Annotated in this window: 18 protein-coding genes; 17 read left to right on the top strand and 1 reads right to left on the bottom strand. The window is 44.1% G+C overall.

What is annotated here, in order from left to right:
- Window positions 1–299: 299 nt before the first annotated feature.
- The 12 genes from INF20_RS00515 to metG all read left to right on the top strand — a co-directional run bounded on the left by INF20_RS00515 (window position 300) and on the right by metG (window position 16,340).
- On the top strand, window positions 300–4,067 hold the full coding sequence (locus tag INF20_RS00515; protein ID WP_226384439.1) for a phosphoribosylformylglycinamidine synthase: 3,768 nt from the start codon (window positions 300–302) through the stop codon (window positions 4,065–4,067).
- Between the two features lie 15 nt (window positions 4,068–4,082).
- On the top strand, window positions 4,083–4,562 hold the full coding sequence (gene purE, locus INF20_RS00520; protein WP_226384440.1) for a 5-(carboxyamino)imidazole ribonucleotide mutase: 480 nt from the start codon (window positions 4,083–4,085) through the stop codon (window positions 4,560–4,562).
- Between the two features lie 44 nt (window positions 4,563–4,606).
- Window positions 4,607–5,644 (top strand): phosphoribosylformylglycinamidine cyclo-ligase, encoded by a 1,038-nt coding sequence (gene purM / locus INF20_RS00525; RefSeq protein WP_226384441.1) that lies wholly within the window; start codon window positions 4,607–4,609, stop codon window positions 5,642–5,644.
- Window positions 5,637–6,245, top strand: a complete 609-nt coding sequence (gene purN, locus INF20_RS00530) for a phosphoribosylglycinamide formyltransferase (RefSeq protein ID WP_226384442.1) — start codon at window positions 5,637–5,639, stop codon at window positions 6,243–6,245. Before purM ends, purN begins: the two co-directional genes overlap by 8 nt.
- Window positions 6,246–6,253: 8 nt before the next feature.
- Window positions 6,254–7,684: an amidophosphoribosyltransferase gene (locus INF20_RS00535; protein ID WP_226384443.1), complete on the top strand. Its 1,431-nt coding sequence runs from the start codon at window positions 6,254–6,256 to the stop codon at window positions 7,682–7,684.
- Window positions 7,685–7,687: 3 nt separating this feature from the next.
- Window positions 7,688–9,214 (top strand): bifunctional phosphoribosylaminoimidazolecarboxamide formyltransferase/IMP cyclohydrolase, encoded by a 1,527-nt coding sequence (purH, locus tag INF20_RS00540; RefSeq protein ID WP_226384444.1) that lies wholly within the window; start codon window positions 7,688–7,690, stop codon window positions 9,212–9,214.
- 68 nt (window positions 9,215–9,282) lie between these two features.
- Window positions 9,283–10,554, top strand: coding sequence for a phosphoribosylamine--glycine ligase (gene purD, locus INF20_RS00545; protein ID WP_226384445.1), 1,272 nt, complete (start codon window positions 9,283–9,285; stop codon window positions 10,552–10,554).
- Window positions 10,555–10,573: 19 nt separating this feature from the next.
- Complete coding sequence (locus tag INF20_RS00550; protein WP_226384446.1) at window positions 10,574–11,089, top strand: ferritin; 516 nt, start codon at window positions 10,574–10,576, stop codon at window positions 11,087–11,089.
- 158 nt (window positions 11,090–11,247) lie between these two features.
- The gene (locus tag INF20_RS00555; protein WP_226384447.1) at window positions 11,248–12,252 is read left to right on the top strand and encodes an ATP-binding protein; all 1,005 of its coding nucleotides are present in this window, start codon (window positions 11,248–11,250) and stop codon (window positions 12,250–12,252) included.
- A gap of 304 nt (window positions 12,253–12,556) precedes the next feature.
- A complete protein-coding gene (locus tag INF20_RS00560; RefSeq protein ID WP_226384448.1) occupies window positions 12,557–13,609 on the top strand; it encodes an inorganic phosphate transporter in 1,053 nt (350 codons plus the stop codon).
- A 15-nt stretch (window positions 13,610–13,624) separates the two neighbouring features.
- Window positions 13,625–14,248: a DUF47 domain-containing protein gene (locus tag INF20_RS00565; protein WP_226384449.1), complete on the top strand. Its 624-nt coding sequence runs from the start codon at window positions 13,625–13,627 to the stop codon at window positions 14,246–14,248.
- Between the two features lie 154 nt (window positions 14,249–14,402).
- Window positions 14,403–16,340: a methionine--tRNA ligase gene (gene metG, locus INF20_RS00570; protein ID WP_226384450.1), complete on the top strand. Its 1,938-nt coding sequence runs from the start codon at window positions 14,403–14,405 to the stop codon at window positions 16,338–16,340.
- Between the two features lie 98 nt (window positions 16,341–16,438).
- Here metG and speB read toward each other — a convergent pair whose 3' ends face one another.
- Complete coding sequence (gene speB / locus INF20_RS00575; RefSeq protein WP_226384451.1) at window positions 16,439–17,368, bottom strand: agmatinase; 930 nt, start codon at window positions 17,366–17,368, stop codon at window positions 16,439–16,441.
- Between the two features lie 146 nt (window positions 17,369–17,514).
- On the opposite strand from speB, the gene INF20_RS00580 reads away from it, so the two are divergent.
- The 5 genes from INF20_RS00580 to INF20_RS00600 all read left to right on the top strand — a co-directional run bounded on the left by INF20_RS00580 (window position 17,515) and on the right by INF20_RS00600 (window position 24,316).
- Window positions 17,515–18,330, top strand: a complete 816-nt coding sequence (locus INF20_RS00580; RefSeq protein WP_226384452.1) for a TatD family hydrolase — start codon at window positions 17,515–17,517, stop codon at window positions 18,328–18,330.
- 40 nt (window positions 18,331–18,370) lie between these two features.
- Window positions 18,371–19,801, top strand: a complete 1,431-nt coding sequence (tilS, locus tag INF20_RS00585) for a tRNA lysidine(34) synthetase TilS (RefSeq protein WP_226384453.1) — start codon at window positions 18,371–18,373, stop codon at window positions 19,799–19,801.
- 68 nt (window positions 19,802–19,869) lie between these two features.
- Window positions 19,870–21,936, top strand: coding sequence for an ATP-dependent zinc metalloprotease FtsH (ftsH, locus tag INF20_RS00590; RefSeq protein ID WP_226384454.1), 2,067 nt, complete (start codon window positions 19,870–19,872; stop codon window positions 21,934–21,936).
- Window positions 21,917–23,512, top strand: a complete 1,596-nt coding sequence (locus INF20_RS00595) for a PucR family transcriptional regulator (RefSeq protein WP_226384455.1) — start codon at window positions 21,917–21,919, stop codon at window positions 23,510–23,512. Before ftsH ends, INF20_RS00595 begins: the two co-directional genes overlap by 20 nt.
- Window positions 23,513–24,316, top strand: a complete 804-nt coding sequence (locus INF20_RS00600; protein WP_226384456.1) for a type III pantothenate kinase — start codon at window positions 23,513–23,515, stop codon at window positions 24,314–24,316.
- Window positions 24,317–24,378 lie beyond the last annotated feature (62 nt).

The following is a 24,378-nucleotide window of genomic DNA, read 5'->3' on the forward strand; positions in this document are numbered from 1 at the left end:
CAAAAGGTCAATAGATAAAAGAACTTAAGACATATAAAGACAATTTAAATACATTTGATGTGAATAAAGGGTCAAATTATGAAAGGAGCTGACATTAGACCGAAGAAAACTGAAGAAAATATAAAATAAAATAATAATTGTTCGCAATATAACGAAATATTATTTGCTAAAATCCAAAAAACAGAGGTAACAGGTAAAGTTTTATGATATTATATTTTGAGACGCGAAAAGATGGACAGCTAAGTGTTTGTTTTTGTATCAAATTTGTATAAGATTAAGTCAAATTAAGGAGTATAAAAATGGTAAGAAGGATATTTGTCGAAAAGAAAAAAGGCTTTGATGTGGAAGCTCAGGGACTTTTTGAAGACATAAAGACAAACCTTCACATCGCAGGTCTCACAGGGGTGAGAGTAATCAACAGATACGATGTGCAGGGTGTTGACGAAAAGACCTACGAAATGGCAAAGTATTCAGTATTTGCAGAACCGGCAATCGACAGCGTATACGAGGAAAAACTGGACGATGCCATGGTTTCTGCTAATTTTTTTGCTGTGGAATTTTTGCCGGGCCAGTACGATCAGAGAGCCGATTCGGCGGCTACATGTATAAGGCTTATTGAGCCTTCTGCAACACCTGTTGTTAAATTTGCAAGGGTTATCATGCTGGAAGGTGAGCTTTCCGAAAGCGAAGTTGAAGAAATTAAAAAATACTGCGTAAACCCTGTGGACAGCCAGCAGGCTTCCATGGAAAAGCCGGAAAGCCTGGATATGGAAACTACGATTCCTGATGATGTAGCAGTAATCGAAGGCTTTACGGAAATGAACGAAGAAGAACTGGAACAGTTCAGAAAAGATATGGAATTTGCCATGAGTGCCGATGATATCAAGTGCATTCAGGATTATTTCCGCGACGATGAAAAGAGAAATCCTACAGTGACGGAGCTTAAGGTTATCGACACCTACTGGTCCGACCACTGCAGACATACTACCTTTAACACAGAGCTGACTGACATCTACTTTGAAGACGGAAGATACGGCGATATGATAAAGGAAGCCTTCAACGAATACCTTGAAATGAGAAAGGAAGTTTACGGAAATCGTCAGAAGGACATTTGCCTTATGGACATGGCCTGCATAGGCGCTAAGTACCTTAAGAAAGAAGGAAAGGCAGACGACCTGGACGAGTCTGAAGAAATCAACGCATGCTCAATTAAGGTTAAGGCTGAAATAGATGGAAAGGAAGAAGACTGGCTTGTGATGTTTAAAAACGAAACTCACAACCATCCTACTGAAATCGAGCCTTTTGGCGGTGCTGCCACATGTCTTGGCGGAGCCATCAGAGACCCATTATCGGGAAGAGTTTATGTTTATCAGGCAATGAGGGTTACCGGTGCGGCGGATCCGAGAAAGCCAATCAGCGAAACTCACGAAGGTAAACTGCCTCAGAGAAAGATTACAAGAGAGGCTGCTGCGGGATATTCTTCCTACGGAAACCAGATTGGTCTTGCTACAGGTCAGGTTGACGAAGTTTACGACGAAGACTATGTAGCAAAGAGAATGGAAGTAGGTGCGGTTATAGGTGCTGCCCCTGCCGACCATGTTATAAGAAAGAGACCGGAACCGGGCGATGTAATTATCCTGGTTGGCGGCAGAACAGGCCGTGACGGCTGCGGCGGAGCTACAGGTTCTTCCAAGGAACACGACCTTGATTCCATAAACGAATGCGGCGCAGAGGTACAGAAGGGTAATCCTCCTGTGGAAAGAAATATCCAGAGACTTTTCAGAAGAAAGGATGCCGCAAACCTCATCAAGAGATGTAACGACTTTGGAGCCGGCGGCGTTTCCGTTGCCATAGGCGAGCTTGCCGAAGGTCTTGACATCAACCTCGATTTGGTACCTAAGAAATACGAAGGCCTTGATGGAACTGAGCTTGCCATTTCCGAATCCCAGGAAAGAATGGCAGTTGTGGTTGCCGCAGAGGACGAAGATACATTCAAAAAATACGCAACAGAGGAAAATCTGGAAGCCACTACAGTTGCCGTTGTAACTGACAAGGGCAGAGTGTGCATGAAGTGGAGAGGTAAGACAATCCTCGACCTTTCCAGAGCATTCCTTGATACTAACGGAGCTAAGCAGACTGCCACAGTAAAGGTAAAGAGCATTGGTGCTGTGGAAGACGCCCTGATGACAGGAGATGCAGATCAGTGCTTAAAGGATCTCAACTGCTGCTCCAAGAAAGGACTTATAGAAAGATTTGACAGCACCATAGGTGCAGCTACAGTGCTTATGCCTCTTGGCGGAAAGTATCAGCTGACACCAGAAGCCGGAATGGCTGCAAAGCTTCCTGTAAGAAACGGCGAAACAAATACAGCAACTCTTATGGCATACGGCTTTGACCCTAAGCTGGCAAAGGCTTCTCCTTATCACGGAGCGGCGTATGCAGTTGTGGATTCCGTAACAAAGATTGCTGCCATGGGCGGAAACATAAGAAAGATAAGACTTACTTTCCAGGAATACTTTGAAAAACTTGCAAGCGACGAAGCATGGGGTAAGCCAATGGCTGCTCTGCTTGGAGCTTTGAAAGTTCAGAAGGAACTGGAGATACCTGCCATTGGAGGTAAGGATTCCATGTCCGGAACATTTATGGATATCCATGTTCCGCCTGCACTGATTTCCTTTGCCGTTGACACATGTCAGGCTGACAAGGTAATGAGTGCGGCATTTAAGAAGGCAGGAAGCACTCTGGTTTACCTGGAAATGAATAAGGATGCGGATCTTATGCCTGAATTTGCTTCTTACAGAAAGACCATGGATAAGGTTTACGAACTCATCCACGCAGGCAAAGTGCTGGCAGCTGAGCCTGTAGGCAAGGGCGGAGTATTTATGGCAGCCGTAAAGATGGCAGTAGGTAATATGATTGGTGCTGAAATCACAGGTATTACAGAAAAGCAGATGCTGGCATCAGGCTACGGCTCAATGATACTGGAAATTCCTGCAGGAGAAGATGCGGCGTCACTCTTTGGAGATATTCCTTACATGGTAATCGGTAAGACTGCCGGCGAAGGGGAAAAGGCTAAGATAAGCATCGCAACTGAGGATGGCAAGGGCTTTGAAAAGAGCCTTGGCGAAATCGTAAAAGAATGGGAAGAACCTTTGGAAGGAGTATTCCCAACAAGAACAGCTGATGCTAAGGATAAAATAGAAGAGACTGTTCCTGCGGTAAATTATGCAGATAGAAACACTGCAAAGCCTAAGGTGAAGGTTGAAAAACCACAGGTTGTAATTCCGGTATTCCCTGGAACAAACTGCGAAGTTGATTCTGCTAGAGCCTTTGAAAGAGCAGGAGCGATTGCGGATATACATATAATAAATACACTTTCTGAGGAAAGTCTCAACGCTTCCATAAGAGAGCTGGCAGAAAAGATTAAGAAGGCAAACATCATATTTATACCGGGTGGCTTCTCCGGCGGTGACGAGCCTGACGGTTCTGCTAAGTTTATCACAGCGGTATTCAGAAACCCTCTGGTAAGCGAGGCGGTAACAGACCTTCTGGACAACAGAGACGGACTTATAATAGGTATCTGTAACGGATTCCAGGCCCTTATAAAGCTTGGTCTTGTGCCTTACGGAAAGATTACAGAGCCTGATGAAAACAGCCCTACACTGACATACAACAGAATCGGAAGACATGCTTCATGCCTTGTAAGAACAAGGGTTGGCTCAGTTAAGAGCCCATGGCTTTCCGAAAGCGAAGTCGGTGATATATACACAATTCCTGTTTCCCACGGAGAAGGTAACTTCATCTGCGACGAAAAGCTGTTAAATCAGCTCATTGAAAACGGTCAGGTTGTAACTCAGTATGTGGACTTTGACGGAAATCCGTCCATGGACATCAAGTACAACCCTAACCATTCTGTAATGGCAGTTGAAGGTATCTGCTCACCGGACGGTAGAGTGTTCGGTAAGATGGGACATTCCGAGAGAATCGGAAAGAGCGTGTTTGTAAATGTGCCGGGTGAAAAGGACATGAAGCTCTTTGAAGCGGCCGTGAAATATTTCAGAGACTGATGACTGGAGGATTTTATGAAAGTTGGAGTAGTGATGGGAAGCAAATCAGACCTTCCTGTCGTTGAAAAAGGTATACAAATTTTAAAGGACTTTGGTGTTGAGCCGGTGGTAAGAATACTGTCGGCCCACAGAACACCTTCTCAGGCAGAGGCTTTTTCAAAGGAAGCTGAAGCTAATGGCATCGAGGTTATAATCGCCGCTGCGGGAAAGGCTGCCCATCTTGGCGGAGTGCTTGCAGCAAACACACCTCTTCCGGTAATAGGAATTCCTATGAAGACTAGCGATCTTGGCGGCATGGATTCACTTCTTAGCACAGTTCAGATGCCAAAGGGAGTGCCTGTTGCAACGGTTGCCATAGGCGGTGCGGAAAATGCGGCTCTTTTGGCAATACAGATGTTGGGACTGAAGTATCCGGAGATGAGAGAAAAATTTAGAGATTATAAAAAGCAGCAGGAGGAAGATATCCTCAAAGCTGACAGCGAAATAGAATATTGATAGGTTAGATATCAATCGAAAACAGTAACAGGAGGAGATATAGAATGGGAAAACTAACTTATAAAGACGCGGGCGTCGATACAAAAGAAGGCGAACGCGCAGTATCCCTCATGAAGGAGCATGTTAAAAAGACATTTAACGATAATGTGCTCACAGGGCTGGGCAGCTTTGGCGGACTGTTCAGACTCCCTGTAGAAGGAATGAAGGAGCCTGTGCTTGTCAGCGGTACAGACGGCGTAGGTACAAAACTGCAGATTGCCTTTATGATGGACAGACATAATACTGTTGGTATAGACTGCGTTGCAATGTGTGTAAATGATGTGCTCTGTCAGGGAGCGACACCTCTGTTCTTTCTGGACTACATTGCAACCGGTAAAGTTACAGCTGAAAAAATCGCTGATATCGTAAGCGGTATCGCAGAAGGATGTGCACAGGGCAGAAGTGCTCTTATCGGTGGTGAAACAGCGGAGATGCCGGGATTTTACGGTGAAGACGAATATGATATGGCAGGGTTTTCCGTTGGTATCGTAGATAAGGAAAAAATCATAACAGGTGATGCTATCGGTGAAGGGAACGCAATCATAGGTATTCCTTCCAGCGGTATACACAGTAACGGATATTCTCTGGTTAGAAAGATATTCTTTGAAAAGATGGGATATACCGTTGATACTGAGATTGAAGAGCTTGGTGAAACTTTAGGAGATGCTCTTCTGAGACCTACAAGAATTTATGCAAACGCTTGCGATGCTGTAGTTCCGAATTTTGATGTAAAGGGTATCGTTCACATCACAGGCGGCGGATTTTTTGAAAACATTCCGAGAGTTCTTCCTGAAGACATAGCCGTAAGCATCGACAGAGGCACATGGAATGAGCTTCCTATTTTCGGGCTCATCCAGAAGTGCGGAGAAATTGAGGACATGGAAATGTTCAGCACATTTAACATGGGCATAGGCATGATGATGTTCGTAGATGAAAAGGATGCTGACGCAGTTGTCAGCGCTCTTAAAGACGCCGGTGAAGAAGCGTCTGTTATAGGCAGAACTGTAAGATTTGAAAAGGAAAAGGTGATTATAAATGGGTAAGAAAAAAGTTATAAGAATTTCAGTGCTGGTATCCGGTAACGGTTCAAACCTTCAGGCTCTCATCGACGCCATAGAAGAAGGTTCTATTGAAAACGCTAAAATCGTGCAGGTTATCTCATCTAATGCTTCTGCATATGCTGTTGAAAGAGCTCAGGAACACGATATTCCTGTAAACATCATAACAAAGCATGACTATGCTGATATCAGAGACAGAATGGATGCAATTCTGGAAGCTCTCAATAACGAATCAACAGATCTGGTTGTTCTGGCAGGATATCTGTCTATACTTCCAAAGAAAGTTATCGATGCATATGAAGACAGAATTATAAATGTGCATCCTGCACTGCTTCCTAAGCACGGCGGAAAGGAATGCTACGGCATTAAAGTTCATGAAAAGGTTATTGCAGCCGGAGAAACAGAATCCGGTGCGACAGTGCATTATGTAGATGAAGGAATAGACACAGGAAGAATAATCATACAGGGTATCGTTCCGGTAAAATCAAGCGATACTCCTGAACTGCTCCAGGCCAGAGTTCTTAAAAAAGAACATCAGATACTGCCTGAAGCGGTAAGAATGGTTATGAGAGAGAAAGGCTGGTAAAAAGAAGCATGGGTGGAGTATTTGGAGTAGTATCTAAAAATGACTGCGTTATGGATATATTCTTCGGTACCGACTATCATTCACATCTGGGTACTAAAAACGGAGGAATGTGCATACTGCAGGAAGACGGATTTCACAGGACTATCAGAAGCATAGCAAACAGCCCTTTCAGAGGCAAATTTGAGGACGAACTGGATTCGATGGTAGGAAATTACGGTATAGGAGCAATTTCTGATGGAGACCCTCAGCCTCTGACGGTAAAAAACAAGTTCGGCAACTGGGCCATTACAACAGTCGGCCGCATCAATAATAAAGATGAACTTGTCGACTGGCTCATAAATGAAAGCAACGCTCATTTCATGTCAAAGAGCGGCGGCGATGTGAATAATACCGAGCTAGTAGGAGCGATAGTTTCCACAGGAAAGGACATTACAGACGGAATCAGAATCGCTCAGGAAAAAGTGGACGGCTCAGTCACAATGCTTGTGCTTACGGAAGACGGAATGTATGCTGCAAGAGACCGATACGGCAGAACACCTCTGATACTCGGTAAAAAGGAAGGAGCATACTGCGCAGCTTCCGAAAGCTTCGCATTCATCAATATCGGTTATGAATATGACAGAGAACTTGGACCAGGAGAAATAGCATTTCTGACTCCTGACAGCGAAAAAACTGTAAAACCGGCAAACGATAAAATGAGAATATGCACTTTCCTCTGGTCATACTTCGGTTACACAACTTCCATTTACGAAGGACAGAATGTGGAACTGATGAGAAACAGAAACGGCGGACTTATGGCAAAGGCCGATAAGGAAGCCGGAATGCCGGAAGTTGACTATGTGGCAGGAGTACCTGATTCTGGTACAGCCCACGCTTTGGGATATGCCAACGAATCCAATATCCCATATTCAAGACCGCTTATAAAATACACACCGACATGGTCAAGAAGCTTTATGCCGACAAACCAGAAGGCAAGATCTCTGGTGGCTCAGATGAAGCTTATACCGGTGTTCAACATCATAAAAGACAAAAAGTTCGTGCTGATTGACGACTCCATCGTAAGGGGCACACAGCTTTCCGAAACCGTTGCCTACCTTATAGATAACGGAGCTAAGGAGATTCATGTAAGGTCAGCTTGTCCGCCGATTATGTACGGCTGCAAGTATCTTAACTTCTCAAGAACAATCAGCGAAATGGAGCTTATAACAAGACGTACCATCAAGGATCTTGAGGGAATCGATGCAGAAGCGGAAGTTCCTCAGGATGTACTCGACAGATACGCCGATCCAAATACAAAGGAACATGAAAACATGGTTGATTCCATAAGAAAACAGCTGCATTTTGACAGCTTGAGATTCCAGAAGCTTGACGATCTGCTGGAAGCCACAGGCGTGGATAAATGCAATCTGTGTACTTACTGCTGGGACGGAAAGGAGTAAAAGATGAGAGCGCTTATAAGTGTTTCGGACAAGACAGGTATAGTTGAATTCGCAAAGGGACTTGCGGATATGGGTGTTGAGATTATCTCCACAGGAGGTACCCACAAAAAACTTGAAGAAGCAGGTATAAAGGTTACAGGAGTTTCCGATATTACAGGATTTCCTGAATGCCTAGACGGAAGAGTGAAGACTCTGCATCCGGCTGTGCATGGCGGACTTCTGGCAAGAAGAGATGTGCCTGCACACATGGAGCAGCTGAAAGAACTGGGCATCACACCGATTGATATCGTTGCTATCAATCTCTATCCGTTCAAGGAAACGATAATGAAGCCGGACGTTACTCTGGCAGATGCTATCGAAAATATTGATATAGGCGGACCTACAATGCTCAGATCCGCAGCGAAAAATCACAAGGATGTTATGGTAATCTGTGATCCTGCAGACTATGACAGAGCTCTGGAAGAACTCAAAAAAGGTGAAGTGCCTTATGAATTTAAGTATGAACTGGCTCTCAAAGTATTCCAGCACACAGCTGCCTACGATGCGATGATTTCAGACTACCTGAGAAAGCAGATAGACGCTCCGCTGCCTGACAACCTGACTCTTACATTTGAAAAGGTTCAGGAACTCAGATACGGAGAAAATTCCCATCAGAAGGGACTTTACTATAAAGAAATTCAGCCGTTTAGCGGTGCTCTTGTTAACGCAAAACAGCTTCACGGTAAAGAACTTTCCTTTAACAACATCAACGATACTCAGGGAGCCCTGGGATGCCTCAAGGAATTTGAAGAACCTGCAGTTGTGGCAGTTAAGCACGCAAATCCATGTGGTGTTGCTGTCGGAGAAACTATTGCAGAAGCATATAAAAAAGCGTATGCCTGCGACCCTACATCCATATTCGGCGGCATAATCGCATGCAACAGAGAAGTGGATAAGGAAACGGCAGAGGAAATTGCAAAGATTTTCGTTGAAATCGTAATCGCACCTTCTTTCTCTAAGGAAGCTATGGATGTGCTGACTCAGAAAAAGAATGTAAGACTTCTTGAGCTGCCTGATATCTTAGGTCAGCCGGACAAGCACACCATCGACATCAAGAAGGTTAGCGGCGGATTGTTGGTACAGGATGCTGATAACACTCTCTTTGATGAGCTTAAGGTGGTAACAAAGAAGGCTCCTACAGACAAGGAAATGAAGGATCTTGAAATCGCCATGAAGGTTGTGAAACATACAAGAAGCAACGCTATCGTATTTGTTAAGGACGGCATGACTATCGGTATCGGACCTGGACAGACAAACAGAATCTGGGCTGTTGAAAATGCCATCAGACAGTCAAACTTTGATACAAAGGGCAGTGTAATGGCATCGGATGCGTTCTTCCCGTTTAATGACTGTGTGACAGCTGCGGCAGAAGCCGGTGTAACTGCAATCATACAGCCGGGAGGTTCAATCAGAGACCAGGAAAGCATCGATAAAGCAGATGAAACAGGTATCGCTATGATATTCAGCGGATACAGACATTTTAAACACTAAAATACAAAAGGGCGGAGCCGGGCATAAAGTCCGGCTTTCGGCCTGTAATTTTACGGGAGAAACAAACTATGAAAATACTGGTTGTAGGAAGCGGCGGCAGAGAACATGCCATTGCCTGGAAACTGGCACAGAGCCCGAAGGTAGATGAGCTCTATTGCGCGCCTGGAAATGCCGGCATAGCTCAGGTGGCTCAGTGTGTGGACATAAAAGCAGAAGATATTGACGGTATCAGAGATTTTGCAGTGGAAAACAGGATAGATATGGCAGTAATCGGTCCTGAAGTGCCGCTTGCAATGGGCATTACCGATGAACTGGAATCTGCCGGATTAAAGGTATTCGGCCCTAATAAAAAGTGTTCGCAGCTGGAAGCCAGCAAGGCATTTACAAAAAGCTTTTTAGCAAGACACGATATACCTACCGCAAAATATAAAGAATATACGGACAAGGAAGCGCTTAAGGCAGATATAGGAATATACGGATATCCTATGGTTATCAAAGCGGATGGACTTGCTGCCGGCAAGGGTGTGATTCTTGCAGAAAACGCTGAAGATGCGGAAAAAGCCATTGAAGAAATGATGGGCGAAAAGGTGTTCGGCGATGCCGGAGACAAAATAGTCGTAGAAGAATGTCTTAAAGGCATTGAGGCTTCATGCCTGTGCTTCGTAGATGAAAATACAATAGTTCCTATGGAATCTGCTCAGGATTACAAGAGAATATTTGATGGAGATCGAGGACCTAACACAGGCGGAATGGGCACATATTCTCCTTCTCTTATATTCACACCGGAACTGGAAAAGAGAATAATGGACGAAATCCTCGCACCGACACTTGAAGGTTTCAAGGCGGATGGCCTGGATTTTAAAGGAGTTCTTTTTGTAGGCCTGATGATTACAGAAGATGGACCAAAGGTGATTGAGTTCAACAACCGATTCGGTGACCCTGAAACACAGTCTGTACTTATGAGGCTTGAAACAGATCTGTACGATATATTTGAAGCTGTCTGCGACAACAGACTGGATGAAATAGAAATTGAATGGAGCGACAGAAAAGCTGTCTGCGTGGTTATGGCTTCCGGAGGATATCCGGGAGATTATGAAAAAGGTAAAGTCATAACTGGCCTTGATGATGTAGATGATGATGTTGTGGTATTCCATGCCGGAACTAAAGCTGGAGAAAACGGCGAAATTCTCACGGCGGGAGGTCGTGTGCTCGGTGTTACTGCGACTGGGGAAACACATGATGAGGCAAGAGCGAAAGCCTTTGCAAATGTTAAGAGGATTTCTTTTGAGGGTGCGCAGTATAGAAATGATATAGGAATTATTGTAAATAAAGATAAATAGCAAAAGGGAGGAAATAAACATGCTGGATAAAAAAGTCACAGAACTGCTGGTGGATCAGGTGAATAAAGAGTTTTATTCGTCATATCTGTATCTTGCTTTTTCAAATTATTATACTGATGAAGGTCTGGACGGATATGCAAACTGGTATATGATTCAGGCACAGGAAGAAAGAGATCACGCTCTGCTGTTTATGAAGTATCTTCAGAATAACGGAGAAAGTGTTGAACTGGAAGCTATCGCAAAACCTGATATAAAACTTGAAAAACATATTGATCCTCTTGAAGAAGGATATAAGCACGAGCAGTATGTTACATCGCTTGTTCACAATATATATGAGGCTGCAGCAGGATGCAAGGATTACAGAACAATGCAGTTTTTAGACTGGTTTGTTCAGGAGCAGGGAGAAGAAGAGAGAAATGCCGAAGATATGATTAAGAAATATCAGCTTTTCGGAACAGATGCAAAAGGTCTCTATGCTCTTAACGAGGAATATAAGGCGAGAGTTTATTCTGCACCTTCGTTGGTATTGGACTAGTAACTTAGAAGTTTATGAAATAAGTGGAGATATGTGACGAGCATATCTCCTTTTTATTTTCTCGTCATTTGTTTGTCAATAATTGACGAGATTGACGAGAAAGGATATGATTAGAGCATAAAATGATAATTGTGAAAAGAAAGAGAAAGAGGTAAGATATGAATTTCAGAGAAAGCGAAGTTGTCGAGTTAAAAGAAATAGATACTGAAGATATAAAAAAAGAATTGATTAGAAGAATGATAAAAGAAACAGATGGCGATAGATTTGAGGGAATGCGTTCCGTGGAGCAGGAACTCACATTTAATGCAACAGAGCAGGAGTTTGCTTTAAGAGGTATAGAATTTGGAAAAAGTCAAGAGAAGACATTGGGCATCATAAATAGCGATGGCATTTATACAAATCTGGGACTACTGATGTCAGATCAATGTAATTACACCATAAAAACAGCAATATTTCAGGGAAACGACCAAATGGTGTTTAAGGACAGACAGGAGTTTTCCGGATCTTTGCTAAAACAGATGAACGATGTTTACAGATACCTGGAACTCTACAATAAAACTCGCGGAGAGATAAACGGCTTAGTTAGAGTAGATACAAGGGATTATCCGCCGGTGGCTTTAAGAGAGGCTCTTCTTAATATGTTGGTACACAGAGATTATTCTTTCAGTGCCAGTGCAATGATTAAAATCTTTGATAACAGAGTTGAGTTTATTTCCATAGGCGGCTTGGCAACTGGAGCTGAGCTTAGCGATATAATGACAGGGGCATCTTTTTGCAGAAATCAAAATCTTGCCAATGTATTTTTCAGATTAGAGCTTATAGAAGCTTACGGTACCGGCATACAGAAAATGATGCAGTCTTATGAAGAATATGGCATGAAGCCTAAAATAGAAATCACAAGTAATACTTTTAAAGTAACATTGCCAAATGTAAATGCTTTTGAAGATGAAATAAAACAACTTCAAAATGTTTCCGAGGAAGAAGCATTAGTTCTTTCGTATCTAAAAGAACATTATAGGATAACAAGAGCGGATGTCGAAAAAATCTTTGATGTGAGTCCATCTACGGCATCAAGGCTGCTTAGACGTATGTCGGAAGAAAATTTGCTGCAACAGCAAGGCAAGGGAAGAAGTGTTCGCTATATATTGCCGAGAGAAAAGTAAATAAGATATAATATAAATGTCAGCAGGCGGAAAATCGCCTGCTCAGACCACAAAGGTCCAATCTCAAAATTGAGATTGGACCTTTGTCTACAGTCTGAAGCGGGGACAATAAGTCTCCGCTTCTTGCATTGTGTGCATTGATATCTATCGAATCTTAACAAAACTACCCTTTTGTTAAGCCAATGTAAAGTGGCAGTAAATTGTTTGTTAAATAAGCGCAAAACTTGTGACAGAATAGAGCCTTTTGATTATAATCGTGAAGGAAGTGTAAATTAGTAAAGTTTATGTTAAGAGAGGTCAAAGTATGACGATTTCGTTTTTATCGTTTTTTGAGCAGGTTATAAGCAATCCTGTTCTGGCCATAACCGTACTGCTGACTCTGGCGGTAATATTGGTAAATGGATGGACCGATGCGCCTAACGCCATCGCCACATGCGTTTCCACCAGAGCCATAGGAGTGCGTAAAGCCATTATAATGGCGGCGGTATTTAATTTCCTGGGCGTATTTGTAATGACCATGATAAACGCCAGCGTAGCCGCTACCATCTACAACATGGTTGACTTTGGAGGCAACAGCAGGGAAGCGCTGATAGCCCTCTGTGCGGCTCTATTTGCCATCGTATCATGGGCAACTGCCGCATGGTGGTTTGGTATACCGACCAGCGAAAGCCACGCCCTTATAGCCGGAATTTCCGGTGCTGCCATCGCTCTGCACAGCGGTCTTGACGGCATCAATGGAGCTGAGTGGATAAAGGTTATATACGGTCTTGTGCTTTCCACAATACTGGGATTTGCCTTCGGATGGATATGCTCCAAGGTTATCAACACCATATGCAAAAATATGGACAGAAATAAGACTACGGGATTTTTCGGAGGAGCTCAGATTGCCGGCGGAGCCACCATGGCATTTATGCACGGCGCTCAGGACGGACAGAAGTTTATGGGCGTGTTCATGCTGGGAGTTTTCCTGGCCAACGGACAGAGCAATGTTGAGACATTCCAGATTCCTATATGGCTTATGCTCCTGTGCAGTGCTGTAATGGGTCTTGGAACTTCCATAGGCGGATACCGCATCATCAAATCCGTAGGTATGGACATGGTAAAGCTTGAAAAGCATCAGGGCTTTGCGGCGGATGCGGCAGGCGCAGGATGTCTGCTTCTTTCATCCCTTACGGGTATTCCGGTATCTACAACCCATACAAAGACAACTGCTATTATGGGTGTAGGAGCCGCTAAAAGACTTTCCAGCGTAAACTGGGGCGTTGTAAAGGATATGGTGCTCACTTGGGTGCTGACATTCCCGGGATGCGGAATCATCGGATTCCTTATGGCTAAACTGTTTATGTGGTTATTTTAACGGAGGATAAATACAATGGGACGCAAAAAAGATCACGATTATTTTGCTATGCTGGTGGAAGGCGTTAACTATGCCTGCGAAGCGGCAACAATGCTTAAGACAACATTTGAAAATTTTGAGCCTGAAAAGCTTCAGGAAAATATAAACAAGGTGCATCATGTGGAGCATACGGCTGATATGGCTAAGCATGATATGATGGAAAAATTGGTAAAGGAATTTATAACTCCAATCGACAGAGAGGACATTTTAGAACTGGCAGATGTTATCGACGATGTAACAGATGATTTGGAGGAAATCCTGCTTAAACTGTACATGTACAATATTAAAGAACTTAAGGAAGAAGCCGTAGAATTTGTAGACATCATCGTAAGATGCTGTGGAGAAATCAAGGTTATGATGGAGGAATTTCCAAACTTCAGAAAATCCAAATCCATCGGTGCTACAATCGTTTCCATCAACGATATGGAAGAAGAAGGAGACAAACTGTACTTTAAGGCTATGCACAGACTCTACGCAAACAGCAGCGACTCTGTGGAGCTGATGAAGTGGACGCCGATGTACGAGCACCTGGAACTTTGCTGCGACTCCTGCGAGAAGGTGGCAAAGGTAGTGGAAAGAGTTATACTGTCAAACAGCTAATCCATAAAAAAACACTCAACCAAAGGCCCGGAAATTATTTTCCGGGCTTTTGCATGCATTGAAAAATACCGTCTTTTGTGATATTCTTAAACCATTCACACAACCTATTATTTTGTAGCCGGGTCTCATTAGCCCGGGAAAGGAAGGTAAGATAATGACAGAGAAAAAAGGAACTTTTTACATCACCACGCCAATTTATTATCCGAGTGCTAACCTTCATATAGGTCACACTTACTGTACGGTAATGGCGGATGCCATGGCAAGATTTAAAAGAGCCACAGGCTACGATGTTCGTTTCCAGACGGGAACAGACGAGCACGGTCAGAAAATCCAGACCATAGCCATCGAAAAGGGCGTTACACCTCAGGAATACGTGGACGAAGTGGTTGCCGGCATAAAGGATTTATGGGCAACAATGGAAATCTCCTACGATGATTTCATCAGAACCACCGAGCCTCGCCACAAGGAAAGAGTACAGAAGATATTTATGGAGATGTACGAAAAGGGCGATATATACAAGGGCGTATACGAGGGACTTTACTGTACGCCATGCGAATCCTTCTGGACAGAAAGCCAGCTGGACGAAAACGGCTGCTGCCCTGACTGCGGCAGACCTGTACAGTACGCCAAGGAAGAAGCCTACTTCTTTAAGCTCAGCAAGTATCAGGACAAGCTGTTAGATCTGTTTAAGAACAATCCTGAATTCCTGCAGCCTGAGTCCAGAAGAAATGAAATGATCGCCTTTGTGGAACAGGGCCTTGATGACCTTTGTATTTCCAGATCATCCTTTGACTGGGGTATTCAGGTGCCTATTGACGAAAAGCACGTAATATATGTATGGCTCGATGCCCTTGCCAACTATATCACAACCTTAGGTTATCCTGATAACAGAGAGGAATACGACAAATACTGGCCTGCGGATTATCATCTGGTAGGTAAGGAAATCGTAAGATTCCATACGGTAATTTGGCCTGCAATGCTTATGTCTTTGGGTCTGCCTTTGCCTAAGCATGTGCTCGGTCATGGCTGGCTGCTTATAGACGGCGGCAAGATGAGTAAATCCAAGGGCAATGTGGTTGACCCTGTAAAGCTCATCGAAAGATACGGAGTTGACGCTCTTAAATACTTCCTGCTCAGAGAATACACCTTCGGTCAGGATGGTAACTTCACCAGCGAGGTTATGCTCAAGAGACTTAACTACGATCTGGCCAATGACCTGGGTAACCTAGTAAGCAGAACTGTTTCAATGATTGAAAAATACTGTGGCGGCAAGGTGCCTGCCCAGGGAACCGAAGAGGAAGTTGATAAGGAACTTAAGGAAATAGCCACAGGCGCAGCTGCCAAGGTTGAAGAGGAAATGGATAAGTTCAGATTCAACTATGCTCTGGAGGAAATCTGGGTACTGGTAAGAAGAGCCAATAAGTACATCGACGAAACTACACCTTGGGTACTTGCCAAGGATGAAGCAAACAAGGCAAGACTTGATGTTGTAATGCACAATCTGGCAGAAGCTCTCAGAACTGTTTCCGTGCTGATTCATCCGTTTATGCATGAGACTGCAACAAAGATCAGAAATCAGATTGGTCTTGAAGGGGTTGAAGCTAAATGGGATGATGCTTCCGTATTTGACATGATGAACGGCGAAACAGTTTGCAAAGGTGATCCTATATTCCCTAGAATGGACATCGAAAAGGAACTGGAAGAGCTGGAAGCTATGAAGGGCGGAAAGAAGGAAGACGAAAACATTCCTTTGGAGCTTAAGGATACAATCCAGTACGAGGACTTCGATAAAATCGATTTCAGAGTAGGAACGATTGTAGCTGCCGAAAAGCATCCTAAGGCTGATAAGCTTTTGGTATTCCAAGTTAAGATGGGAACAGAGACAAGACAGATTATCTCCGGCGTTGCGGAAAGATTTACTCCGGAGGAAACAATCGGAAAGAAAGTCGTAGTTGTTGCAAATCTGGCCCCAAGAAAGCTGAGAGGTCTTGAGTCCAAGGGTATGTTGCTCTTTGCAGATAACGAAATCGACGGCAAGATGAGCTTTGAATTCGTTACAACGGAAGCCGACGACGGCAATGTAGTTTGCTAAAAGATTTATAAGTAAATAAGGTAATAAAAAGAAAACAATCCATGCATTTGGGTTGTTTTCTTGATTTTTAACTATTTATGTCATTTTAGCTATTTAAGTTATTTAAGCTTACCGAGTTTTCGCGCATAATGGGCACAGGATTCTTGGAAAATCTTTCTGGCTGCATAGGTTGATGCCAGTGAAGGGTCCAAGTCCGGAGCCATTTCCACTATATCCATTCCTATAATATTTAGATTTCTGAACAGCTCGTGGAGTATATTTAAAAGCTGCCTTCCGTAAAGCCCTGCAAACTGTGGATGGGAAACCCCTGCGGCATAGGCAGGATCGAGGCAGTCAACATCCAAAGTAAGGTATACCTTGTTGTAATCCTTAAGTTTCTTTGCGGCCATGGTTCCGATACGGTCGCTTTCTATGCGGTGGCACAATACGGAGTTAAAGCAGTTCAGCTCGCGGGAGGTCATAAAAGCATGTTCCTCTCTGTCCACCGTCCTCGTTCCGATAAATACGATGTTTTCAGGTCCGGAAATATTTTTAAGCTCAAGGGCTCTCCTGGCAACGGAGGTTGCTGCAAATTTATCACCTCGTACCTCATCGTGGAGGTCAAAGTGGGCGTCGATATATATGATGCCGAAGTCTTCATCAAGGGCATCGTCGATTCCCTTAAGAACAGGAATGCTTGCACTATGGTCACCGCCAGTCATAATAAAGAAATGGCCGCCACTGACAAGTTCTTTTGTGAAGCTTTCGATGGAAGCAAAGTATTCGTCTATGCCGCCGGAAGGAACAAAATCTCCTGCATCAAATATGGTCAAATCTTCAAAGCTCAAAAATTCCTCATTAAAGGGCGAGGACTGAGCGCTGACTTCCCTTAATACCTCAGGAGCCTTTGCGGTTCCTGACCTTCCTGATATATCGCTGTCGTATGGAATTCCAAATACAGTGAGATCCGCTGTTTCGCAGCTTAAATCCGGTCTGTTTAAGCCGCACCATATGGAACTGTCAGATGATAACTTTCCCGGTTTGAGCATTTTATGCCACCTGCCTTTCGGTGATTGTATATACTTACAGTTTAGCAAACATGACGGTAAATTCAAGTTTAATATGTATCCTCTTTGTGGTAAAATATATTCTGGGTACGCAGTATTAAAAGTCGTATCCAAAAGGAGAAAAAACAATGCTTTTTGATTCACATACACACCTCACCAGTGACGGGTATCTCCAAGAGGTGAGGGAAAAACTGATAAGCGATATAGAAGCTTCCGATGTGGCCTATGTTATGGATGTGGGCTGCGATCTTGAGACATCGGTGATGGCGGTGCAAAATGCCAAGAAATACGACTGGTGCTATGCGGCGGTGGGAGTGCATCCTCACGATGCCAGACTGATGGACGAAACATATCTCATGAGGATAAGGGAGCTTGCCGGAGAGGAAAAGGTTAAGGCCATCGGTGAGATAGGCCTTGATTTTCATTATGACTATTCGCCGAGGGATGTTCAGGAGTATTGGTTTAGAAGGCAGATACAGCTGGCAAATGAGCTTAAGATGCCGATAATAATCCACAGCAGAGAAGCAGATCAGCTGACCATGGATATTCTTAAGGAGGAAGATGCTTTTTCCGAAAGGCGAAAGGACTGGTTTGAAAGAAGGCCTGACGGCAGCGCCGATGCAAAGGTTTTGCTTCACTGCTATAGCGGCAGCGCCGAAATGGCAACAGAATACATAAAGCTGGGAGCGACAATTTCCATAGCAGGCCCTGTGACATACAAAAACAACAGAAAGACACAGAAGGTTGTGCAGACGGTGCCTATGGAGCATCTGCTTGCGGAAACCGATGCGCCGTATTTGACGCCGGAGCCTTTCCGCGGCAAGACTAACAAGTCGCCATATGTGGAGCATACCGTAAGAAGGATAGCCCTTTTAAAGGAAATGGAATACGAGGATGCGGCAAAGGCAACATACGAAAATGCCAGAAGATTTTTCGGTATATGATAAAACCGAATGTTTAAAGTTTTAGAGAGAAGGTAATTATATGAGCAGTGACATTGTACGAGAAGCTGTCAAAAATACCATAGAAAAATATAACCTGATAGAACCGGGCGATGTGGTAATACTGGGACTTTCCGGGGGACCGGACTCAGTATGCCTTTTTAATGTGCTAGTTGAGCTTTCCGGAGAAATGGATTTTACCCTTCACGGAGCCCATCTTAATCATATGTTTAGACCCGGTGCCGCAGAAGAGGATCAGCTCTATGCGGAAAACATGTGCGAGTCGGCAGGAGTGTGCTGCTGGTCCACGGCGGTAGACTGTCCGCAGATGGCAGAGGAACTGGGAATGACATCGGAGGAAGCCGGAAGAAAGGCAAGATACGATTTCTTTGCGGAAATTACCGAATCTCTCGTATTTGACGGAGCTGACAGGGATAAAATAAAGGTTGCCGTGGCTCAAAACCTGGACGACCATGTTGAGACCGTTCTCTTTAGAATGATAAGAGGAACAGGTACCGATGGACTTGCAGGAATTGACTATATAAGAGTAAACGAAAACGGCAATACGGTAATAAGACCGCTTCTTGATGTAAAGAAAAAGGATATACTGGCTTACTGCGATGAAAACAGGTTGGAGCCGAGAATGGACCACACCAATGAGCTTCCCGTATATTCCAGAAACAAGATAAGGCTGGAGCTTATCCCGTATCTTGAAGAAAACTTTAACGCAAATATAAAGGATATGGTTAACAGATTAAGCCAGATTTCAAGGGATGACAGGGACTTTATCTGGGAGCAGGTCAACAGGGATTATGAAAAGCTTCTTGTAAGAAAGGAAGACAACGAAATTTGGCTTGATAAAAACGGACTCATGGACAGGCTGCCTTCCGTAAGGCACAGGATAATCATGAAAGCCTTTTCAGAGGTGGGACTGCCAAGCGATATAACAAATGCCCACCTAAAGCAGGCCGATGAGCTTATAATGAACGGTGTGACACCTCAAAGGGCGGACTTTCCAAAGGGATATCTTATGAGGATTTCCTACGACAATGTCATATGCGGCAAAAACCCATTTGAAAAAGGTGAAAATGAGCACAGAGCGATGCCTAAGCTCATAGTCAACGAACTGGATATAGATCAGTACGAAAAAAGACCGGGTACTGCAGCCTTTGACCTAGATCAGATGGAAGCGGCCTACGGCAGAGCAGGCATGAAGGAGATGATTGAAATTCGCACTAGGATGCCAGGTGACTACATCAGACTTGCTGGCGTTCAAGGAAGAAAAAAGATACAGGACCTGTTTGTGGATATGAAGATTCCAGCTCAGGAAAGGGATATGATTCCACTTGTGGGAATCGGCAACGAAATACTGTGGATACCGGCTGTTTCTCAGAGGGGAAGATACAGCGCCAGCTACAGGATGAATCAAGACACTAAAAGAGTTATTACTGTTGAAATCAGCGATTTCCTGTGATAAAATTTTAATTTACAGGGCGCCTTATTTGTGCCCTGCAACAAATGTATATACAAGGAGAATAAGAATTGAAAAAAATATTTAAAGGTTTCGGTATTTATATACTGATTCTGGCTATTGTGCTGGCCATGGCGCTGTTCTATGATATGACGCCAAAAGAGCAGGTTAAGGATATTTCCTACTCAACTCTTGTGGATTACATCGCCAAGGAGGAAGTAAAGGATATAGAATTCCAGGAGTACGAAATAAATGCGACCCTTGACAATGGAGATAAGGTACATACATACATCCATAACAGCCTCGATGTTGAAAGACTCCACGAGCAGTATCTGGATGCCCAGAGTGCTGAGGGCAAGGTAAAGGTTTCCAACGCAAAGCCTGAAGAGCAGCCTTGGATAGTATCTCTGATACCTACCCTTATTATGATAGGTGTATTGATATTCTTCTGGGTAATGATAATGCGTCAGCAGGGTGGCGGCGGCAAGGCAATGTCTTTTGGCCGAAGCAGAGCCAAGATGCAGACGAATTTGGGCAAGCTGACATTTAAGGATGTTGCAGGTCTTGACGAGGAAAAGGAAGAACTTCAGGAAATAGTTGATTTCCTTAAAAATCCGAGAAAATACCATAATCTCGGTGCAAGAATTCCTAAGGGTGTGCTTTTGGTGGGCCCTCCGGGAACAGGTAAAACATATATTTCCAAGGCAACAGCCGGTGAAGCGGGAGTACCGTTCTTTACGATTTCCGGTTCCGACTTTGTGGAAATGTTTGTAGGTGTCGGCGCTTCCAGAGTCCGAGACCTCTTTGAGCAGGCCAAGAAAAATGCTCCATGTATCATCTTTATCGATGAAATCGATGCGGTTGGTCGTAAGAGAGGCGCCGGAATGGGCGGCGGCCACGACGAAAGAGAACAGACATTAAACCAGTTGCTGGTGGAAATGGACGGATTTGCAGAGCATATGGGTATCATCATCCTGGCTGCAACAAACAGACCTGACATACTTGACCCTGCACTTTTGAGACCGGGCAGATTTGATAGACAGATTGTTATCGGTGTGCCGGACATCAAGGGCAGAGAGGAAATCTTTAGAGTTCATAGCAAAAATAAGCCGCTGGGCGAAGATGTGGATCCGAAGGTGCTGGCGAGAAGAACACCGGGATTCACTCCGGCGGATATAGAAAATATGCTCAATGAAGCGGCTCTTTTGACTGCAAGAAGAAACGGCCGCAAGATCAGGATGGAAGAAATTGAAGAGGCCATAACCAAGGTTATAGCAGGTCCTGAAAAGAAGAGCAGAGTAATTAGCGAAAAGGAAAAGAGACTTACGGCCATCCACGAAGCAGGACATGCTGTTGTGGCTCATTCCATTCCAGATACTGACCCAGTACATCAGATTACAATTGTGCCAAGGGGCAGAGCCGGCGGATTTACCATGATACTTCCAAGGGAAGACAGATACTACAACACTAAAAAGAGCATGGAAGATCAGATTGTTCATCTGCTTGGTGGCCGTGTTGCGGAAATGCTGGTGCTTTCCGATATTTCCACAGGAGCCAGCAACGATATTCAGAGGGCAACGGAGCTTGCCAGGGATATGGTTACAAAATATGGCTTCAGTGAAAAACTTGGTCCTATAAATTATGCATCCTCAGAGGAAGTGTTCCTGGGAAGAGATTTTGGAGCTAAACAGGCTTATTCCGAGGAAACTGCCAACGAGATAGATGAAGAAGTAAAGAGAATAGTTCACGACGGCTACGAAAAGGCTCAGGCTATTATAAATGAGCATATGGACAAGCTGCTGGCTGTTACAGATGCCCTTATGGAACTTGAGACTATAGACGGAGCTCAGTTCGAAAAGCTTTATAGCGGTGAGATGACTGCAGAGGAGCTTATAGCCGAAACGAGGGCTGAAGATGAAAAACGAGCAGCCGAAAACAGACAGGAGGCTCAGGAAACAGAAGAGGAACTTAAAATCCTCGAAAGAGATCTGGCAAGATACGACGAAGACTACCTGAATGACGATAAGGATGGCGATAATGCCGATGATGAGTCACAGGACAACGCATCAGACAGCGTTGAGGAAAACGGGGAAACAGAAACAGACGACAGGGGAGAAAATGAAAACAACATTAAGTGATTGTCTCAGTTTGCCGGTATTTGCAGATGCAAAGGTACTGGCCGGAGAGGACATGACCGACAGACCGATAAGATATATATCGGTACTGGAAGCTGCCGGTGTCGATGATATCGATATGGAAGGCGATAATCCGGGAACCTTGGAAGGCTATATGCTGGTGACAGGGTTTTACGGAATAAGAGATGATGAAAAGGCACAGTGTCAACTGGCGGAGAAGCTGGCTGAGGTCGGGCTCTCCGCCCTTGTGCTGCACGGTGTCGGCAAGATAATAAAGAAGGTTTCGGACGCTCTTATCAATACATGCAAAGAGAAGGGTATAACCCTTATAGCTGTAAAGAGCTCCGGTGGCAGCGTTGCTGCGGAAATGATAGAGCAGGTATCCCATAAGCTCTTTTACGGAGCAGGGGATAAGTTTGACGACAATCTTTTGACAAGCAGCATATATCATCTGCTGAACTTTGAAAAATATCCTGACTTTCCTACTGCGGTAAGGGCTGCAGCAGAGGCAAATGCCTTTCAGCTGGTGCTTTTGAGCAGCGACTTAAATCCGGTGCTTTCCATAGAAACCCAGTGGAAAACAACGGTGGATAGGGCCGTTATGAAAGCCAGGGAAAAGGCAGTGGAAAAGAGAAGGTCCATCTACACCATGATAAATGTTGACGGTGTGGTAACATACTGGGGCTCTGCTACAATTAACGGACAGGAATACTATATGTTCGTGGCAGATAACAATGACTCATATTCCATAGACGAGATAATAAAGCTAGCGGACATAATAGAGCTTTCCATAGGAATGTGGAAATACACACCGGCTTCCGACAGCCGCTCTGAATTTGTCAAAGCTCTGCGCCGAGGCAATGTAAGCACTGCATATTCTAGGAAGGAAGATGCGGGCATAGAAGAGGTTAAGATAATAAGCGTTTTTGTGGGTAAGAGTCAGTATCCAGAAGAGATACTGGTAGCCATGGACAGATACTGTGCGGAAAACAGATTCGTAAATGTTCAGGTTATCGAAAGAGATGAGATATTCGGTATTCTCATGGCAGGTCATGAAAACTGCTCTGTATCCATGTGCGCTAAGCTCTATGATGAAATTAAGTCCATAGGCGGCGTCAAAATATCCCATGTAACGGGAATCGACGGCGTTGAAGGTGCATGCGATGCATTTAGACTTATAAACGAAAATACAAAGGCTGCAAGCACTGTATTCCCTTTCAAGAGAAAGTTTTCAAAATACGATCTTTCTCTGGTGGCCGGATGCAATCGCATTCAGTCCGAGGGAGGATTTATTAAAAAGATGTATCTTAAGCTGCTGGATCCTTTCTTGGCGGACAAAAGCCAAAAGGGCAGAATGCTTTTGGACACATTGGAAACCTTTGTGCTTGATGCGGGAATGAACGGAAGCAAAACCTCGGAGATTATGGAGATTCATGCAAATACCGTTCAGTATAGACTTAAAAAGATAAATGAGATGCTGGGAGTTGAAATCACGGGAAACAGAGTTATACCGGGACTTACTGTAGCTCTGGCTCTTAACAGACTGGAAAAAAGAGACGATGAAAGGAGAACGCGATAGATGCTTCTTGCCTTCGATGTGGGAAATACAAATATAGTTCTTGGTGTTTTTAAAGACGGAAAGCTTCTTGAAAACTGGAGAATGGAAACCGACGCCCGTAAAAGCGCGGACGAATACGGTATGATAATAAATCAGCTTTTTGATTATGCAGGACTTAAGACAACCGATGTAAAGGATATAATCATAGCTACCGTTGTACCTTCGGTGCTTTATACTTTGCAGCATATGTCCATGAAGTACTTTAACAGAAAGGCCATGGTAATCGAGTCCGGCGTAAAAACAGGACTTCTTATAAAATACGATAATCCTAAGCAGGTTGGCTCAGACAGAATCGTAAATGCGGTGGCAGCCTATGCCAAATACGGCGGACCACTGATACTCATAGACTTTGGTACGGCTACAACCTTTTGTGCAGTAACCCATAAGGCTGAATATCTTGGAGGAGCCATAGCTCCTGGACTGAAGATTTCCAGTGAGGCTCTTTTCTCCATGACATCCCAGTTGCCTAAGGTAGAACTGGAAGCGCCTGACACAGTCATCTGTAAAAACACAATTCAGTCCATTCAGTCCGGTCTTATTTACGGGCACATGGGAATGGTGGAATTTGTGGTAAGACACATGAAAAAAGAGCTTGCGGAAATGGGTGAAGACGAAAGTCAGATTAAGGTCATAGCCACAGGCGGCCTTGCTAACCTTATAGACGAAGGTGTGGATTGCATCGACGAGGTGGATAAGCTTCTCACCCTGGAAGGTCTTGAAATTCTTTATGAAAAGAATCGTAGAGATAAAAGGTCTAAAAAATAGCGGATAATTTATAACAGCGACAAATGTGCCATCGGCCGGAGGTTCCGTCCGGTGGCTCAGTT

The sequence above is a fragment of the Gallibacter intestinalis genome, from assembly GCF_014982745.1.
In the GTDB taxonomy this organism is placed as follows: Bacteria; Bacillota; Clostridia; order Peptostreptococcales; family Anaerovoracaceae; genus Gallibacter; species Gallibacter intestinalis.

Bases quoted from the DNA above. Each gene is read 5' to 3' on its own strand.
- INF20_RS00535 (WP_226384443.1), top strand. From the start codon at position 6,254: ATGGGTGGAGTATTTGGAGTAGTATCTAAAAATGACTGCGTTATGGAT.
- purN (WP_226384442.1), top strand. From the start codon at position 5,637: ATGGGTAAGAAAAAAGTTATAAGAATTTCAGTGCTGGTATCCGGTAAC.
- purD (WP_226384445.1), top strand. From the start codon at position 9,283: ATGAAAATACTGGTTGTAGGAAGCGGCGGCAGAGAACATGCCATTGCC.
- INF20_RS00580 (WP_226384452.1), top strand. From the start codon at position 17,515: ATGCTTTTTGATTCACATACACACCTCACCAGTGACGGGTATCTCCAA.
- tilS (WP_226384453.1), top strand. From the start codon at position 18,371: ATGAGCAGTGACATTGTACGAGAAGCTGTCAAAAATACCATAGAAAAA.
- purM (WP_226384441.1), top strand. From the start codon at position 4,607: ATGGGAAAACTAACTTATAAAGACGCGGGCGTCGATACAAAAGAAGGC.
- INF20_RS00515 (WP_226384439.1), top strand. From the start codon at position 300: ATGGTAAGAAGGATATTTGTCGAAAAGAAAAAAGGCTTTGATGTGGAA.
- INF20_RS00595 (WP_226384455.1), top strand. From the start codon at position 21,917: ATGAAAACAACATTAAGTGATTGTCTCAGTTTGCCGGTATTTGCAGAT.
- INF20_RS00565 (WP_226384449.1), top strand. From the start codon at position 13,625: ATGGGACGCAAAAAAGATCACGATTATTTTGCTATGCTGGTGGAAGGC.
- INF20_RS00560 (WP_226384448.1), top strand. From the start codon at position 12,557: ATGACGATTTCGTTTTTATCGTTTTTTGAGCAGGTTATAAGCAATCCT.
- INF20_RS00555 (WP_226384447.1), top strand. From the start codon at position 11,248: ATGAATTTCAGAGAAAGCGAAGTTGTCGAGTTAAAAGAAATAGATACT.
- speB (WP_226384451.1), bottom strand. From the start codon at position 17,368: ATGCTCAAACCGGGAAAGTTATCATCTGACAGTTCCATATGGTGCGGC.
- purE (WP_226384440.1), top strand. From the start codon at position 4,083: ATGAAAGTTGGAGTAGTGATGGGAAGCAAATCAGACCTTCCTGTCGTT.
- purH (WP_226384444.1), top strand. From the start codon at position 7,688: ATGAGAGCGCTTATAAGTGTTTCGGACAAGACAGGTATAGTTGAATTC.
- INF20_RS00600 (WP_226384456.1), top strand. From the start codon at position 23,513: ATGCTTCTTGCCTTCGATGTGGGAAATACAAATATAGTTCTTGGTGTT.
- metG (WP_226384450.1), top strand. From the start codon at position 14,403: ATGACAGAGAAAAAAGGAACTTTTTACATCACCACGCCAATTTATTAT.
- INF20_RS00550 (WP_226384446.1), top strand. From the start codon at position 10,574: ATGCTGGATAAAAAAGTCACAGAACTGCTGGTGGATCAGGTGAATAAA.